This is a genomic window from Photobacterium sp. R1, from assembly GCF_054600795.1.
Genome location: NZ_BAAHZP010000008.1, coordinates 34,614 through 50,469, shown reverse-complemented (window position 1 = coordinate 50,469; position 15,856 = coordinate 34,614). Strand labels below are relative to the sequence as shown.

The window sequence follows — 15,856 nt, the reverse complement described above, 5'->3', positions numbered from 1 at the left end:
TGCATGACGATAGCCGCTTCTCTGACATCCCTGGATCTGGACAGCCAGATCCATCTTCTTTCCCGGGTGCAGTTCCTGACCCGATTCGGTTCTCATTTAATTCAAATCAGCGGCGACGCGGGAGCCGGTAAAACCTGGCTGGCTCAGCGTTATCTGGAGCAGTGGGCCGACGCTGACGGCAGTCAGGCCCGGCAGGCATTGCTGATGTGTCACCCGGCACAGCATGATAGCCAGCACAGAAGTATTCTGCTGAACCAGTTGATCCCGAAGGCGGTGTTCAACGACAGCGATCCTTTGCATCAATCACTGGAACGCCTGCTTGAGGGCAAGCCGGCTGAGTTATTGCTGGTCATTGATGATGCCCATTTGCTCAGCCCGGCCCTGATCGGCGAACTGTGGGCATTGGTGATGAAAGCCCAGCAGGCTTCAGGCTGGCAGGTCAATGTACTACTCTTTAGTCAGACGGGTCAGTTAACCAAAGCATTACGTCAGGTTTCCCATGGTCAGGGGCAGTCGCCGCTGGAGCTTGAAATCCCGTCGTTGTCTGAACCTGAAGTCCAGACGTTTATGGAACTGGTGCTGGCCAGCCATTCCCTGGATGCGAACCAGCGGCGTGCGCTGAAAGCACAGGCGGCCGAGGTTGCGCCAACGCCTGGAGCACTGATGACACTGGATCACTCGGAGGTCGCAAAAATGGCATCATCATCGTCACGCACTTTTTCCCCCATGTCGTTGTTGCTGCTCCTGGTCGTGCTGATCGGGGCTGGGATAGTGTTCTGGTTCCTGCCTTCTGACGATGCGAAGGCACCTCCGCGATCAGAGGCTGAACGCAGTGAGGTTTCCCCCGCGCTGGATGAAACGCTGGCACAGTCTGATAATGAACAGCTTGTTGCCGAGACATTGCCTGAAACTGTGCCGGAAACTACGGTGACCCTTGAGGAGCCGAAGATGACGACGGAGCCGGAAACGACAACTGACCCGGCGGTGGCTGAGGTGCGTGCACCAGCAACGGAAAATACGGATGCCCTACCGGCACCAGTTCAACTGGAAGGGCTGACCGTCGGTCGTTCGAATGAGACGACCAAGCGGGTCGTCGTGCCGTCAGATGTCGTGGATGCCATGATCACGGAGCAGGAAACAGGGGGCTCCGGTGAACTGGCGATTGCATCTCAGAGCGATTTGAAAGCTGCCATCAATGAAGTACTGGCGACGGATCAGCACAGTCGCACGGCAGAGAATTCAGAAGGAAACACCGGGGCAGCGGCCTCAGACGTTTCAGCGGCACCTGAAGGACAGTCTTCAGAGCCGTCAGCCAGCCCGGCCTCATTGGCTGGTTTGCAGGCAGTGATGGCTGAAGATATGGACAAGCTGAAAGCCGTCAACAGCCGCCACTATGCCTTGCAGCTGGCGGCGATGCATTCGCTGGAGGCGACGCGCAGTTTCCTCGATGAGTACGGCGTGAAAGAAATGGCCCGGGTCTACCAGACCCAACGTCAGGGCGTGCGCTGGTATATTGTGGTGACGGGGAATTACGCCAGCGTTGCTGCAGCCCGCCGAGCACAGGCTCAATTGTCGGATAAAGTTCAGTCGGTTCAGCCGTGGGTGAAATCCTATACTCAAATCCATCGTGAGATAGAACGGGCACAGTAGTTGATATTGCTGGCAATGTTGGTGATTCCGCGCGCCGGGGGAGAATTGCCCCTAGGGGTAAACTGAGAAATAGGTTACAATCCGCCACCTTTGTAAACACAGTCGCTATGGGTGGTAGGTTAACCGAATGAAAAAGCAGCGTGCCTTTCTGAAATGGGCCGGAGGGAAGTTTTCTCTGGTCGAGGATATCAGACGACATCTGCCACCTGCGCGTAAACTGGTTGAGCCTTTTGTCGGGGCGGGTTCTGTGTTTCTTAACACGGATTACGACGATTATCTGCTGGCAGATATCAACCCGGATCTGATCAATCTGTACAATGTGGTGAAAACTGAACCCGAGCGTTATATCAAGGATGCGCAAGGTTTTTTCACCCCGGAATACAATCAGAAAGGCGCTTATCTGGCAATCCGGGAAGCTTTTAACAAGACTCAGGATCCTTACCAGCGCTCACTGTATTTTCTCTACCTGAACCGTCATGGCTTCAACGGTCTTTGCCGCTATAACAAAAAAGGCGGGTTCAATGTGCCGTTCGGCTCTTACAAGAAGCCATATTTCCCTGAAGCAGAGATGTACTTTTTTGCGGAAAAAGCCAAAAAAGCGACCTTCATCTGCGAAGGGTACCACCATACTTTTTCCCGGGCTCGTAAAGGCAGCGTGATTTATTGCGATCCTCCTTATGCGCCTTTGTCGACAACGGCTAATTTTACCTCTTATGCCGGGAACGGATTCAGTCTGGATGATCAGGCAGCCTTGGCAGATGTGGCTGAAAGTACGGCAACCCAGCGCGGTATTCCGGTGCTGATTTCCAATCACGACACCACACTGACCCGCCGCCTGTACCACGGCGCGGATTTGTCTGTGGTGAAAGTGAAACGGACGATCAGCCGCAACGGCAGCGGCCGGAATAAAGTCGACGAGCTGCTGGCGCTATTTACCCCGCCACAAACTGACTAATCCCAACCAGAACGGCCACAAAAATCACGATGACCACCAGGCCTGCCAGGATAAAAGGCAGGGCACTGGGCTGGTTGAAATCCTGACGCCGGTTGTGATCGGATTGCACACCGAGCATGGCGGCAGCCACACTGCGAAAGACATTGTTTTTTTTTGCCGGAGGTGTCTGAGTCATGATTCTGTCCCTGTCAGTGAAACCTGCGCCTCAAGTACTCTCCTAATAGCATAGCCGGGCTGGCCAATTCCACGAGCTGACTTGGCTGAAATCGGTAAGACATCACGGTTCAGATCGGGTAGAATTTTGCCCAGTATCCGCCCCGGTGATATCCGGGGAATCAATTTGAGTACAGAGGCTGAACATGACGGATTTTCTGATCGCTCCCTCCATTTTGTCTGCCGATTTTGCCCGTTTGGGTGAAGACGTTGAAAAGGTGCTGGCTGCAGGTGCAGACGTTATCCACTTTGATGTGATGGATAACCATTACGTACCGAATCTCACCTTTGGTGCGCCCATTTGTAAAGCGCTGCGTGACTATGGCATTACCGCACCCATTGATGTGCATCTGATGGTGAAGCCGGTGGATCGCATCATTCCTGACTTTGCCAAAGCCGGCGCGACCATGATTACAATTCATGCCGAGGCGACAGAGCATCTGGATCGCAGCCTGCAGCTGATTAAAGAACATGGCTGTCAGGCGGGTGTGGTCTTTAACCCGGCAACGCCGCTGCATTACCTGGATCATGTGATGGACAAACTGGACATGATTCTGCTGATGTCGGTGAACCCGGGTTTTGGCGGACAGTCATTTATTCCGCATACCCTGGAAAAACTGCGTCAGGTGCGCGAGCGTATTCAGGCGTCGGGGCGTGAGATCCGGCTGGAAATTGATGGCGGCGTGAAAGTCGACAATATCCGTGAAATTGCCGAAGCCGGGGCAGACATGTTCGTGGCCGGTTCTGCGATTTTTGGTCAGCCTGACTACAAAGCCGTGATTGATGAGATGCGTGCTGAACTGGCGAAGGTGCAGCGCGGATGAAGATTGACGGTATTCAGTTTATTGCGTTCGATCTGGACGGCACGTTGCTCGACAGTGTGCCGGATCTGGCTGATGCTGCGGATAAAACCATGCAGGCCTTGGGCCTGCCGGGTGTGACGGAAGCACAAACCCAGACCTGGATTGGTAACGGTGCAGAAATTCTGATTGGCCGTGCGCTGAGCCAGAGCATCGATCTCGATCCGACGCTGGACCCGGCGCTGCATCAGCAGGCGCTGGTCCTGTTTAATCGTTTTTATGCCGAAGGCGGCCATAAAATGACGGTGCTGTATGATGGCGTGAAGCACACGCTGGAGACGCTGCATCAGGCCGGGATCCCGATGGCCATTGTCACCAACAAACCGTCTCAGTTTGTCCCGCATATCCTTGAAGAATATGGCATTGCCCAATATTTTGTCGATGTAATCGGCGGCGATACTTTCCCGAAGAAAAAGCCGGATCCGTACGCACTGCACTGGCTGATGGAAAAACATTGCCTGAGTTGCAGTGAGATGTTGATGGTCGGCGACTCCCGCAACGATATTCTGGCAGCCCAGGCGGCCTCGTGCTATGTTGTCGGCCTGACTTACGGCTACAACTATGGTCTGCCAATCAGCGACAGCAACCCGGACCGGGTACTGAATCAGTTCAGTCAGCTGCTGGATGTTGTGAGCATCGCCTGACAGCCGTTCCGCATATAATTTTGGTCTCTTAGTGTTTTCAGGTAGCGGCATGGCGTCGCTGCCGGATATGTTTAGGAAAAACAGGAATATCCCATCATGAGTAAACCCATTGTATTTAGTGGCGTACAGCCTTCCGGTGAGTTAAGTATTGGTAACTACATGGGTGCGCTGCGTCAGTGGGAGCAAATGCAGGATGATTATAACTGCCACTACTGTGTGGTAGACCTGCATGCAATTACCGTTCGACAGGATCCGACAGAGCTGCGCGAAGCAACCCTGGATGCGCTGGCACTGTGTCTGGCTGTTGGCGTCAGCCCTGAAAAGAGCACGCTCTTCGTTCAGTCTCATGCACCGGAGCATGCTCAGCTGGCCTGGGTTCTGAACTGCTATACCCAGATGGGTGAACTGAACCGGATGACTCAGTTTAAGGACAAGTCTCAGCGTCATTCTGAAAACATCAACGCCGGTCTGTTTTCTTATCCGGTCCTGATGGCGGCGGATATTTTGCTGTACGGTGCGCATCAGGTGCCGGTCGGCAACGATCAGAAGCAGCACCTGGAACTGGCCCGCGACATCGCGATCCGTTTCAACAACCTGTACGGCGATACGTTTGTGGTGCCTGAACCTTATATCCCGCCGGTGGGTGCCCGGGTGATGAGCCTGCAGGATCCGCTGAAGAAAATGTCCAAGTCGGACGATAACCGCAATAACGTGATTGGTTTGCTGGAAGATCCGAAAATCATCACCAAGAAGATCAAACGTGCGGTGACTGACTCGGAAGAGCCGCCGCGTGTGCTGTTTGATGTGGACAATAAGCCGGGTGTTTCGAACCTGATGGGGATCCTGTCTGGTGTAACCGGGAAGAGCTTTGCTGACATTGAAGCCGAATACACCGGTAAGATGTACGGTCACCTGAAGAAAGATACGGCGGAAGCCGTTGTTGCGATGCTGGAACCTCTGCAGGCGCGTTACAAAGCATACCGCGAAGACCGCGCTTTCCTGGATCAGGTGATGAAGACCGGTGCAGAGAAAGCATCGGCTCATGCCGCTCAGGTTCTGAAGAAGGTGTTCGAAGCCGTCGGCTTTGTCGGCCGTCCTTAATCGTCCATTTTATTTCAGCGAACAGATGTAAGCAGAAGGCAGTGCCTTCTGCTTTTTTTATGTCCATTCCCCGTCAACTTCATGCATTTCTTGTGAGAGAGCGATCACTAAAACAGAGATTCTGAGTGCATATCAGGCTTATTTGTAATCATTGTCACATTCATGAGATGTATCTCTGTTAAATAATGCATTCCTTTTTAGATATATCTCTCAATAAATGTAAAGGATTGCAGACATGTTGCGAACCCAACTTTTGCCTCTGGTCGCTGCGATGGGCCTGATCCCGGCGCACGCCATGGCAGACACTTTTAGCTGTGATACGCAAACCCTGACCCCGATCTATGACATTCAGGGCGACGGCCTGAAAAGTCCGATGGTTCCGGACGGCCAGTACACCAGTAATGAAGCGTACTATGTCCGGGGTGTGGTCACTGCCACGACCAAGAGCCTCTATAAGGGCTTTTTCCTGCAGGATGCCGAGGGTGATGGCAACCCGGACACCTCTGACGGTATCTTTGTTTACACCGGCAACAAGGTCGCAGCCGACGTTGAGCCGGGTATGACGGTTTGTCTGAAAGCTAAGGTTAAAGAACATTATGACCTGACCCAACTTCTGGCGGAGCAGGGAAATATCGTCGTGGAAGGGCAGGCGGCACAGCCTGCACCGGTTGCGATCAGCCTGAAAGCCGATGAAGACCTGGCGGATGCGATGGAGCGCTACGAAGGCATGCAGGTTCGCCTGAATGCAGACAGCGCCCTGAAAGTCACCCGTAACTTTGGCTTTGACTACGACTCCTACCGCAACAACATGGTGCTGTCGCACGGCGCACCGCTGGTGAAACCGACCCAGCTCCATCCTGCCGGCAGTGAGGCTGCCAGGGCACTGGCCGCGCAGAACAGCCGGAACCAGCTGTTCATTGATACCGACGCCAAGGCACCTAACGGTGTGATTCCTTACTTTCCGGGTCTGGATGCCGAGCAGGGCTACATCCGCGTCGGAGATACGGTTGTGAATCTGGAAGGTGTGATTGGTTACAGCTATGGTGAATACCGCCTGTTGCCAACCAACACGGTTTCAGCGGCAGATTTTATTCATGCGGATGACCGCACCACGGCACCTCAGGACGTTCCTGAGTCTCAGCTGAAAGTTGCCAGTTTCAACGTACTGAACTTCTTTACCAGTGACAGCGATATCGGCGGCGCGCTGAATGCGATGTGTAAAGACCAGGCCGATGCAGACTCAGAGAAAGGCTGTAACCGTGGTGCGAAAACCCTGGATGATTTCCAGCTGCAGCGCACCAAGATCGTGAATGCGCTGACGGCCATGAATGCGGATATCGTCGGCATCATGGAAATGGAAAACAACGGTTTCGGCAGCGACAGCGCTCTGGCGAATCTGGTGTCGACTCTGAACGAGCAGTTCACGGATCCGGCGGATCACTACAGCTACATCACCATTCAGGAAGCCGATCTGAACAAAGGCCAGTTCTTTGGCTCAGATGCCATTATGGTGGCGATGATTTACCGTCCGGCGAAGGTAGAACCTGCTAAAGCCGCTGAGGTGATCCGCATGCCGGAACAGCATCTGGCCGGTACCAGTCCGAAGGGTGAGGAAAAGCAACTGGACAAGTACCAGCGTGACAGCCTGATGCAGGCGTTCGTGCTGAAAGGGATTCCGGGCGCCAAACCGCTGACGGTGGTTGTGAACCACCTGAAATCCAAAGGCTCGGGCTGCTATGAAGACTGGGTGAGCGGTGAGTTTGACAGCGATCCGGCAGATATGCAGGGCCACTGTAATGCCTTCCGTGTGTCTGCGGCGATGGTGCTGTCTGACGCGCTGAAAGATGTTGAGGGCGACCTGCTGGTTCTGGGTGACATGAACGCCTACGCCAAAGAAGATCCAATCCGTGTGCTGACGGACTACGATCCGGCTGCGGCGGAGCGTAAGATCATGTCGGCGTCCGGCACCTCTGTTGCCGGGAAAGTCCTGCATGAGCAAGGTGTTGAAGCCGGAAAAGGTGCCGGTCTGGTGAATCTGGCCACCAAAGGTCATGACCAACTGGCTTATTCCTACAGCTACGACGGCGAGCTGGGCAGCCTGGACCATGCGCTGGCGAGTGCATCTCTGGCTGACAAAGTCGTGGATATTGAAGAGTGGCACATCAACTCCGTTGAAAGCACCCTGTTTGAGTACTCAGGCAAGTACTCCGGCAATCTGGCCAAATCAGAAGGACCGTACTCCGCGTCTGACCATGATCCTGTGGTGGTGAGCCTGCGTTATCCGCAGCCGGGGAACCGTGGTTTCCAGCTGACATTCAAGAACAAGAGTTTCCACCCGGTGTATCCGGTGTTCAACCACTGGTACTGGGACAGCACGCAGTTCTGGCTGATGCCGGGTCAGCAGCGCCGTTATCGTGAAGATAACCTGTTCCTGAATCACGTGGGCATTCGTGCCGGTGATGCCGTGAATCTGAGCGTGCTTGCTTACGGGGTCTTTGAAATCCCTTGTACTTATGCGCCGCTGCGTCTGACCGGTCGTCTGAAGGCGGTTTATAACGGCGAATCTTGCCGGATGAAACATTAATCCCATCCGTCTCTGAAGTAAATAAGGCAGGCAGGAGGGAATCCTGCTTGCCTTTCTCTCTCCCTGTTGCAAAATAGGGCGCCGATTTTCTCAGGGCAGGGATACTTATGCTGTTGATCATTGATAATTACGACTCTTTTACCTACAACCTTTACCAGTACTTCTGCGAACTGGGGGCCGAGGTTCAGGTGGTCCGTCATGATGAAATTGATCTGGCCGGTATTGAAGCCCTGTCTCCAACCCATCTGGTGATTTCTCCCGGCCCGTGTACACCGGATGATGCCGGTATCTCTCTGGCTGCCATTGAATACTTTGCCGGAAAACTGCCGATTCTGGGCGTTTGTCTGGGCCATCAGGCAATGGCGCAGGTTTTTGGTGCCAAAGTCGTGCGCGCCCGTCAGGTCATGCACGGAAAAACCTCACCCGTAGCGCACAACAATCACAGTGTCTTTGCCGGGCTGAACAACCCGCTGACGGTTACCCGTTATCACTCGCTGGTGGTGAAGGCCGAGACCCTGCCGGACTGCTTTGAAGTGACGGCCTGGACCGAACGCGACGGCGAGCCGGATGAGATCATGGGAATTGCTCACAAAACCCTGCCGCTGGAAGGGGTGCAGTTCCACCCGGAAAGTATTCTCACAGAGCAGGGTCACCAGTTGCTGGCTAACTTCCTGCGTCGCTGAAATTCATCTCTGATTTTCGGGTCAATTAAGGGCTCAGGCCTTGTCAAACGGGGCCTGGCTAATGACCCATTAGCCTTTCTTATGCCTGTTTTTGGCCGTTTTTCGCGGTCTCACAAGCGCGATCTGTATCACTTTTCTTAACATTGACCTAAATTTTTTCATCATTGCCAGGCCGCAATCTTATGCAGTTGGCCAAATCCTGTACAGGGGCATTGATTCCTGCGGGGAAAAACACCTTTCCTCAAAATCGGCTTAATAAGTTTTCCGACTTCACGCATAAATATGTATCCGTAGCGGGGATCTTTGGCCATTGTGCCTCAGGAAAAAACATTTTCTGCTATTGGAATCGGTTAAAATTATGTAAATACTATGCGCAAAGCGATATACACAGAAGGAAAGTATGATGGCGACGGAACAAAAAGTAGGACGTCAAACCTTTGATGAGGTCATGGTACCTTGTTATGCCCCAATGCAAATCATCCCGGTGAAAGGGAAAGGTGCCCGTGTGTGGGACCAGGATGATCGTGAGTACATCGATTTCGCCGGTGGTATCGCGGTGAGCTGCTTGGGCCATTGCCATCCGGCTATGGTATCAGCGCTGAAAGAGCAGTCTGAGAAGATTTGGCACCTGAGTAACGTCATGACCAATGAGCCGGCACTGCGTCTGGCGAAAAAACTGACTGAAGTCAGCTTTGCTGAAAAAGTATTCTTTGCGAACTCCGGTGCAGAAGCGAACGAAGCTGCACTGAAACTGGCGCGTCGTTACGCGGCAGACAAATTCGGTCCTGAAAAAGACGAAATCATTGCCTTCAAACAAGGCTTCCACGGCCGTACGTTCTTCACCGTGACTGTCGGTGGTCAGGCGGCATACTCTGACGGCTTTGGTCCTAAGCCTCAGTCTGTCACTCACCTGCCTTACAACGATCTGGAATCGCTGGCTGCGCACATCTCTGACCGCACTTGTGCTGTCATGATGGAGCCGCTGCAGGGCGAAGGCGGTATCGTTTCTCCAACGAATGAATTCATTCAGGGCGTTCGCGAGCTGTGTGATAAGCACAACGCGCTGCTGATCTTTGATGAAGTTCAGACGGGTAACGGTCGTACCGGTGAGTTCTACGCGTATCAGGGTCTGGGCGTTACGCCAGATATCCTGAGTACGGCGAAGTCTCTGGGCGGTGGTTTCCCGATTGGTGCCATGCTGACGACCACTGAACTGGCACAGCACCTGAAAATTGGTACACACGGTTCAACTTACGGCGGTAACCCGCTGGCATGTGCAGTAGCAGAAGCTGTGGTTGAAGAAGTGACCAAACCAGAAGTCCTGGCTGGCGTGAAAGAGCGTGAGCAGTGGTTCCGTGACGGCATTGAGAAAATCAATGCGCAATACCCAATCTTCTCTGAAGTGCGTGGTAAAGGTCTGCTGCTGGGTGCAGCGCTGAACGAAGACTGGCAGGGCCGTGCACGTGACGTGCTGCTGGCTGCCGGTGAAGAAGGCCTGATGGTTCTGGTTGCAGGCACCAACGTTGTGCGTTTCACACCATCACTGGTGATTGAGAAAGCCGATGTTGAAGAAGGGATGGCGCGTCTGGAACGTGCAATCGCGAAGCTTTACAACAAATAAGATGTATCAGGGCCGGTTGGATTGCCGGCCCTGCTTAACTGCCCCGGAAATACCGGGGCTGTTTTTAGAAGAGAAAGACAGATTTACAGTTAGCAACCTGTGTTGCTACCTGCATCAGGAGGGAGTTCGATGCTGGTTATACGTCCCATTACAAAAGCTGATTTACCTGCACTGATGACGTGCGCCGAAGAATCAGGCCACGGTTTCACATCACTGCCGGTCAATGAGGAGATCCTCAGTAAGCGGATCGCTCATTCAGTCGAAAGCTTTCATAAAGACGTGACTGAACCTGGCCCGGAAGGCTACCTCATGGTGGCGGAAGACACTGAGACAGGTGAAATCGCCGGTACCACAGCCCTGGAAGCGGCCGTCGGTCTGGACAACCCGTTCTATACTTATCACCTCAGCACACTGGTCCATAACTCACCACATCTGGACGTGCACAAAGTGCTGAAGGTTCTGACATTTGGTAATGATTACACCGGTGTGAGTGAGCTGTGCACCCTGTTCCTGCGTCCGCAGTGGCGTCAGGGGCTGAATGGCAGACTGCTGTCCAAGTGCCGTTTCCTCATGCTGGCTGAGCACCGCCAGCGCTTTGCAGACACTGTGATTGCAGAAATGCGTGGCGTGTCCGATGAAAATGGCAACTCTCCGTTCTGGGAGTGGCTCAAAGAGCACTTTTTCTCCATTGAGTTTACGGAAGCAGACTACCTGACCGGGATTGGCCGGAAGGAGTTCATTGCAGATCTGATGCCGAAACTGCCGATTTACGTCAACCTGCTGAGCAAAGAAGCGCAGGCGGTGATCGGTCAGGTGCACGACAACACCCGTCCGGCACTGAAGCTGCTGGAAGCGGAAGGCTTCGTCAACCGTGGCTATGTGGATCTCTTTGATGCCGGCCCAACGGTTGAGTGCGATCTGCGCCATATCGAATCTGTCCGTGCATCTCAGCGTTGTACGGTCGAAATTGGTGAGCACCACAGCTCTCATAACTACATCATCAGTAATACCAGTTTTGCCGGATTCCGTGCCACGGTCGGTAAAGTTGCACTGGATGGTGAACGTAATCTGGCCATTATTTCTCCGGAAATGGCCAAGGTGTTAGAAGTGAAAAACGGGGATCAGGTTCGCCTGATCGCCCAATAACTAGGGTGGAATACAAGATGACACAATGGATTGCAGGTAACTGGCAAGCCGGTCAGGGTGACGCGATGCAGTCGCTGAACCCATTCAGTGGTGAAGTGATCTGGGAAGGCAAGAGCGCAACCGCAGAGCAGGTTGAGCAGGCTGTTGCCAGCGCCCGTGAGGCTCTGACCAGCTGGCGCAAAACCAGCCTGGCTGAGCGTCAGGCCATTGTTGAGCGCTTTGCTGCCCTGGTCAAGGACAACAGCGAGCTCATTGCCCGCACGATCTCGGAAGAGACCGGTAAACCTCTGTGGGAAACCCGCACTGAAGCCGGTGCCATGGTTGGCAAGATTGCGATTTCTGTCCGTGCATATAACGAGCGGACCGGCGAGCGTGAAAAAGACGTGGCTGGTACCAAAGCCGTGCTGCGTCACCGTCCGCTGGGCGTGATGGCTGTTTTCGGTCCATACAACTTCCCGGGACACCTGCCGAACGGTCACATCGTTCCTGCACTGCTGGCCGGGAACACCGTCGTCTTCAAGCCGTCTGATCTGACGCCGAAAGTTGCGGAAGAAACGATCAAGCTGTGGGAACAGGCGGGTCTGCCTGCTGGTGTGATCAACCTGGTTCAGGGCGCACGTGCCACTGGTGAAGCGCTGGCACAATCTGCCGGTATCGATGGTCTGCTGTTCACCGGCAGTGCGAACACCGGACACATTCTGCATCGCCAGTTTGCCGGTCAGCCTGGCAAGATGCTGGCACTGGAAATGGGCGGGAACAACCCGATGGTGATCTCCAAAGCTTACGGCGATCTGAAATCGACGGTTTACACCATCATCCAGTCGGCGTTTATCAGTGCCGGTCAGCGTTGTACCTGTGCCCGTCGCCTGTATGTACCTGAAGGTGCTGAAGGGGATGCGCTGATTGCTGAACTGATTGCGGCAACCAAGGCCATCAAAGTTGACGGTCCGTTTGCTGAGCCACAGCCGTTTATGGGGCCGCAAATCTCTGTGGTCGCGGCTGATAACATTATTGCCGCGCAGGAACGTCTGCTGAGCATGGGTGGTGAAGCGCTGCTGAAAGCTGAGCGTGGTCAGGGCGCCATCGTGACTCCGGGTATTGTTGAAGTGAGCAAGATTGCCGAGCTGCCGGACGAAGAATATTTTGGTCCGTTGCTGCAGGTGGCTCGTTATCAGGAGCTGCCTCAGGCTGTTGAAATGGCAAATGACACCCGCTACGGCCTGTCTGCCGGTCTGGTTTCGACTGACGACAGCGAGTGGCAGTACTTTATCGATCATATTCGCGCCGGTGTTGTGAACCGCAACCGTCAGCTGACGGGTGCCAGCGGTGATGCACCGTTCGGTGGTCCGGGTGCGTCCGGTAACCTGCGCCCAAGCGCTTACTACGCCGCGGACTACTGTGCGTATCCAATGGCATCCATGGAAGGAGAGGCAACCGAACTGCCTGCTCAGCTGTCTCCGGGGATCCAACTGTAACTATTGCTTAACCCGTATTGACGAGGGAACCGCAACATGGAAAGAGTGGAAAAACTGTTTGATGCCCTTTGGCAGGACTACACAACCCGTCTTTGCCCTTCGGCCGCTCAGGTGCACGATCTGCTGACAGAGGAAGAGCCTTTGCTGAACGATCACATTGCCCTGCGTACGTTCAATCTGCCGGGTGTGAGCCTGGATGTGCTGGCTGCACCATTCATTGCGATTGGTTATAAGCCGTGCGGAACGTATCATTTCGAGCAGAAGAAACTGTATGCGGAGCACTTTGAGCATCCGAACCCGGCTGCACCGAAAGTCTTTATCAGTGAACTGCTGGTCGGACAGTGCTCGGCGGATCTGCAAAATACCGTGCGTGAGCTGGTGAAGCAGATTCCTGAAGGCGCAATGAAGGATGGTGCTTTCCTGTACGGTGGCCGTTTATGGGATCTCGATTACGCGACCTATGAGAAGCTGGCCGAGGAAAGTGAGTACGCGGGTTGGGTTGCTGCCCACGGTTATGGTGCGAACCATTTTACTGTCAGCGTAAATCAGCTGGAGCAGTTTGCGGAAGTTGCAGAGGTGAACAGCCTGCTGCGCCACAACGGCTTCACCATCAATGAATCGGGTGGTGAAGTGAAAGGTAGTCCGGAAGTGCTGCTGGAGCAGTCATCAACGATGGCTGATCGGGTGGAAGTCCGCTTTACCGATGGTATCCGTTCAATTCCAGGCGGTTTCTATGAGTTTGCCAAGCGGTATCTGCAGGAGAATGGGGAACTCTACCCGGGCTTTGTGGCTGCGTCGGCTGACAAGATCTTCGAAAGTACGAATATGTAAGACAGGTATCTTTGCTCTGTCATTAAACAGCGGCCTCTGGGCCGCTGTTTTTTTATCTGGGGTGTCTGAATGCCATATCTCGTGCTGTGAGAGGGCTTGTCAGTGCTGTTGATCCAGCGGTTGCATCCAGTCATCCGATTCACTTGGGGGGCTGGTCAGACACAGGTAGGCTTCCTGCTCCAGGAGCTGCCGGGGAGACTGAAAACCTGTCATTTCAACCGAGGCAGAGAGGAAACGTCCTCTGGTTACGACAGGGCGCGGGGGAAGCTGATTGTGCTGGGCATTTGGGGCAAAACGTTCGATATCCATATCTGCACATCCACATAGTACTGATACGCCAAATGTAGCAACAGAGGGATGGAAGGCAACTGAAAAAATGTGAAGTGTCCTGAGAAAACAGCTGTAATCACAGGGTATGCCCGGCAGAAATAAAAAAAGCCGCGCTTGCGGCTTTTTATTGTACTCACATTGGCTGCATCACCGGAGAGTGATCAGCGTGTTCCGTACACAACGATGGTTTTACCGTGGGCAGAAATCAGGTTCTGCTCTTCCAGCATCTTCAGAATGCGGCCAACGGTTTCACGGGAACAGCCAACAATCTGGCCGATTTCCTGACGGGTAATTTTGATCTGCATGCCGTCCGGGTGAGTCATGGCATCCGGCTGTTTTGCCAGATTCAGCAGGGTCTGGGCAATACGGCCAGTCACGTCCAGGAATGCTAGGTCACCGACTTTCTGGCTGGTGACTTGCAGACGGCGTGCCATCTGTGCAGACAGACGCATCAGGATATCCGGATTAACCTGGATCAGCTGACGGAATTTCTTAAAGGAAATTTCAGCCACTTCACATGGTGTTTTCGCACGAACCCAGGCAGTACGCTCCTGGCCTTCTTCAAACAGGCCCAGTTCACCAATGAAGTCGCCCTGGTTGAGGTAAGACAGGATCATTTCCTTACCTTCTTCATCCTTGATCAGAACGGCGACGGAACCTTTGACAATGTAGTAGAGGGTCTCTGCTTTCTCGCCAGCATGGATCAGTGTACTCTTCGACGGGTACTTATGAATGTGGCAGTGAGAAAGGAACCACTCCAAAGTTGGATCTGTTTGCGGTTTACCTGGAACCATATTACTAACTTCCTCTGCAGTGTGTTGCCCAACAACGTCATTCCTTGCATTGGGGTTGGGTAGAACAATACTATTGTTTGCCAACTAGCATATTCAGTCAACGGCTGGGCTGCAAGCGCATGTGAACATTCAGACCAAGAGTTTAACTTTTTTCGTCATGCATTGCTTGATATTGCGCGGGGATAAATGAACATTTTGGACACTTTACTGTGCACATGATCACACCGTTGTGACTTAGTGATAAAATCCGGGTTTTTGTAGTAAGGAGTAACGCATGCAATCACGTGTGAAATGGGTCGAAGATTTGACTTTTATCGGCCAGTCTAACTCGGGCCACAGTGTGGTCATGGACGGGAACGGCGGCAGTAAAGCGCCCAGCCCGATGGAACTGGTCCTGATGGCTGCCGGAGGCTGCAGCTCGGTGGACGTGGTCGATGCGCTGAAAAGTGCCGGTCAGGCGATCACCGCCTGTGAGGCACAGATTGATTCCGTGCGCCGCGAACAGGCACCGCGTTATTTCACCTCGGCCAATCTGCATTTTGTCGTCACAGGTCATCATCTCGATGACGCTCAGGTTGCCAAAGCTGTCAGCGATTCACTGGAAAAGTACTGCTCCGTGTGCCTGATGCTGGGCAAAGGCGTGACCCTGACTCATTCTTACCAGATTGTCGCGGCATAAGCCGTTGTCATCTGGGTTAATCAGGTAAGTTGTATGATCATTCCCTGGCAAGATATCGATGCTGAAACGCTGACCAACCTGATTGAACACTTTGTCCTGCGCGAGGGCACCGACTACGGTGAGCAAGAGCTGAGCCTGGCGCAGAAAGTGGACAAGGTGCGCCAGCAATTGGCGGCGGGAGAGGCCGTGATTATGTATTCCGAATTGCACGAAACGGTGGATATCAAACTACGTCGCTCGCTTCGCACAGAATAAAGCTGCCATACTCAGAGGTGACAGCAGAAAACGGA

Annotated in this window: 16 protein-coding genes; 13 read left to right on the top strand and 3 right to left on the bottom strand. The window is 53.6% G+C overall.

The window, feature by feature from the left end; genetic code table 11:
- Positions 1–3 precede the first annotated feature (3 nt).
- Together ACYP03_RS14545 and dam are read left to right on the top strand one after the other, a co-directional pair.
- A complete protein-coding gene (locus tag ACYP03_RS14545) occupies positions 4–1,650 on the top strand; it encodes an AAA family ATPase (RefSeq protein WP_459780626.1) in 1,647 nt (548 codons plus the stop codon).
- 127 nt (positions 1,651–1,777) lie between these two features.
- Positions 1,778–2,605 carry an adenine-specific DNA-methyltransferase gene (gene dam, locus ACYP03_RS14540; RefSeq protein ID WP_459780624.1) on the top strand — a complete coding sequence of 276 codons (828 nt, stop codon included), beginning with the start codon at positions 1,778–1,780 and terminating at the stop codon, positions 2,603–2,605.
- On the opposite strand, the gene ACYP03_RS14535 is transcribed toward dam, so the two are convergent.
- Complete coding sequence (locus ACYP03_RS14535; RefSeq protein WP_459780622.1) at positions 2,583–2,780, bottom strand: DUF2970 domain-containing protein; 198 nt, start codon at positions 2,778–2,780, stop codon at positions 2,583–2,585. The genes dam and ACYP03_RS14535 overlap by 23 nt on opposite strands.
- 184 nt (positions 2,781–2,964) lie before the next feature.
- Here ACYP03_RS14535 and rpe point away from each other — a divergent pair, with 184 nt between their 5' ends.
- The 9 genes from rpe (at position 2,965) to ACYP03_RS14490 (ending at position 13,763) form a co-directional block, all read left to right on the top strand.
- On the top strand, positions 2,965–3,642 hold the full coding sequence (gene rpe, locus ACYP03_RS14530; RefSeq protein ID WP_248144407.1) for a ribulose-phosphate 3-epimerase: 678 nt from the start codon (positions 2,965–2,967) through the stop codon (positions 3,640–3,642).
- Positions 3,639–4,322 (top strand): phosphoglycolate phosphatase, encoded by a 684-nt coding sequence (locus ACYP03_RS14525; RefSeq protein ID WP_459780620.1) that lies wholly within the window; start codon positions 3,639–3,641, stop codon positions 4,320–4,322. Before rpe ends, ACYP03_RS14525 begins: the two co-directional genes overlap by 4 nt.
- 96 nt (positions 4,323–4,418) lie before the next feature.
- Positions 4,419–5,423, top strand: a complete 1,005-nt coding sequence (gene trpS / locus ACYP03_RS14520) for a tryptophan--tRNA ligase (RefSeq protein ID WP_248144405.1) — start codon at positions 4,419–4,421, stop codon at positions 5,421–5,423.
- 235 nt (positions 5,424–5,658) lie between these two features.
- Positions 5,659–8,007, top strand: coding sequence for an ExeM/NucH family extracellular endonuclease (locus ACYP03_RS14515; protein ID WP_459780618.1), 2,349 nt, complete (start codon positions 5,659–5,661; stop codon positions 8,005–8,007).
- Positions 8,008–8,114: 107 nt separating this feature from the next.
- A complete protein-coding gene (locus tag ACYP03_RS14510) occupies positions 8,115–8,690 on the top strand; it encodes an aminodeoxychorismate/anthranilate synthase component II (protein WP_248144403.1) in 576 nt (191 codons plus the stop codon).
- A 403-nt stretch (positions 8,691–9,093) separates the two neighbouring features.
- Positions 9,094–10,311 carry an aspartate aminotransferase family protein gene (locus ACYP03_RS14505; protein WP_248144402.1) on the top strand — a complete coding sequence of 406 codons (1,218 nt, stop codon included), beginning with the start codon at positions 9,094–9,096 and terminating at the stop codon, positions 10,309–10,311.
- A 129-nt stretch (positions 10,312–10,440) separates the two neighbouring features.
- On the top strand, positions 10,441–11,457 hold the full coding sequence (astA, locus tag ACYP03_RS14500; RefSeq protein ID WP_248144401.1) for an arginine N-succinyltransferase: 1,017 nt from the start codon (positions 10,441–10,443) through the stop codon (positions 11,455–11,457).
- 17 nt (positions 11,458–11,474) lie between these two features.
- Positions 11,475–12,932: a succinylglutamate-semialdehyde dehydrogenase gene (astD, locus tag ACYP03_RS14495; RefSeq protein ID WP_248144400.1), complete on the top strand. Its 1,458-nt coding sequence runs from the start codon at positions 11,475–11,477 to the stop codon at positions 12,930–12,932.
- Positions 12,933–12,968: 36 nt separating this feature from the next.
- A complete protein-coding gene (locus ACYP03_RS14490; protein ID WP_459780614.1) occupies positions 12,969–13,763 on the top strand; it encodes a 2-oxoadipate dioxygenase/decarboxylase family protein in 795 nt (264 codons plus the stop codon).
- A 99-nt stretch (positions 13,764–13,862) separates the two neighbouring features.
- On the opposite strand, the gene ACYP03_RS14485 is transcribed toward ACYP03_RS14490, so the two are convergent.
- Positions 13,863–14,072: a hypothetical protein gene (locus ACYP03_RS14485; protein ID WP_248144398.1), complete on the bottom strand. Its 210-nt coding sequence runs from the start codon at positions 14,070–14,072 to the stop codon at positions 13,863–13,865.
- Between the two features lie 182 nt (positions 14,073–14,254).
- Complete coding sequence (gene crp / locus ACYP03_RS14480; protein WP_027250650.1) at positions 14,255–14,887, bottom strand: cAMP-activated global transcriptional regulator CRP; 633 nt, start codon at positions 14,885–14,887, stop codon at positions 14,255–14,257.
- Between the two features lie 274 nt (positions 14,888–15,161).
- On the opposite strand from crp, the gene ACYP03_RS14475 reads away from it, so the two are divergent.
- Together ACYP03_RS14475 and ACYP03_RS14470 are read left to right on the top strand one after the other, a co-directional pair.
- Positions 15,162–15,566, top strand: a complete 405-nt coding sequence (locus ACYP03_RS14475) for an OsmC family protein (protein ID WP_248144397.1) — start codon at positions 15,162–15,164, stop codon at positions 15,564–15,566.
- A 33-nt stretch (positions 15,567–15,599) separates the two neighbouring features.
- Positions 15,600–15,821, top strand: coding sequence for a YheU family protein (locus ACYP03_RS14470; RefSeq protein ID WP_248144396.1), 222 nt, complete (start codon positions 15,600–15,602; stop codon positions 15,819–15,821).
- Positions 15,822–15,856 lie beyond the last annotated feature (35 nt).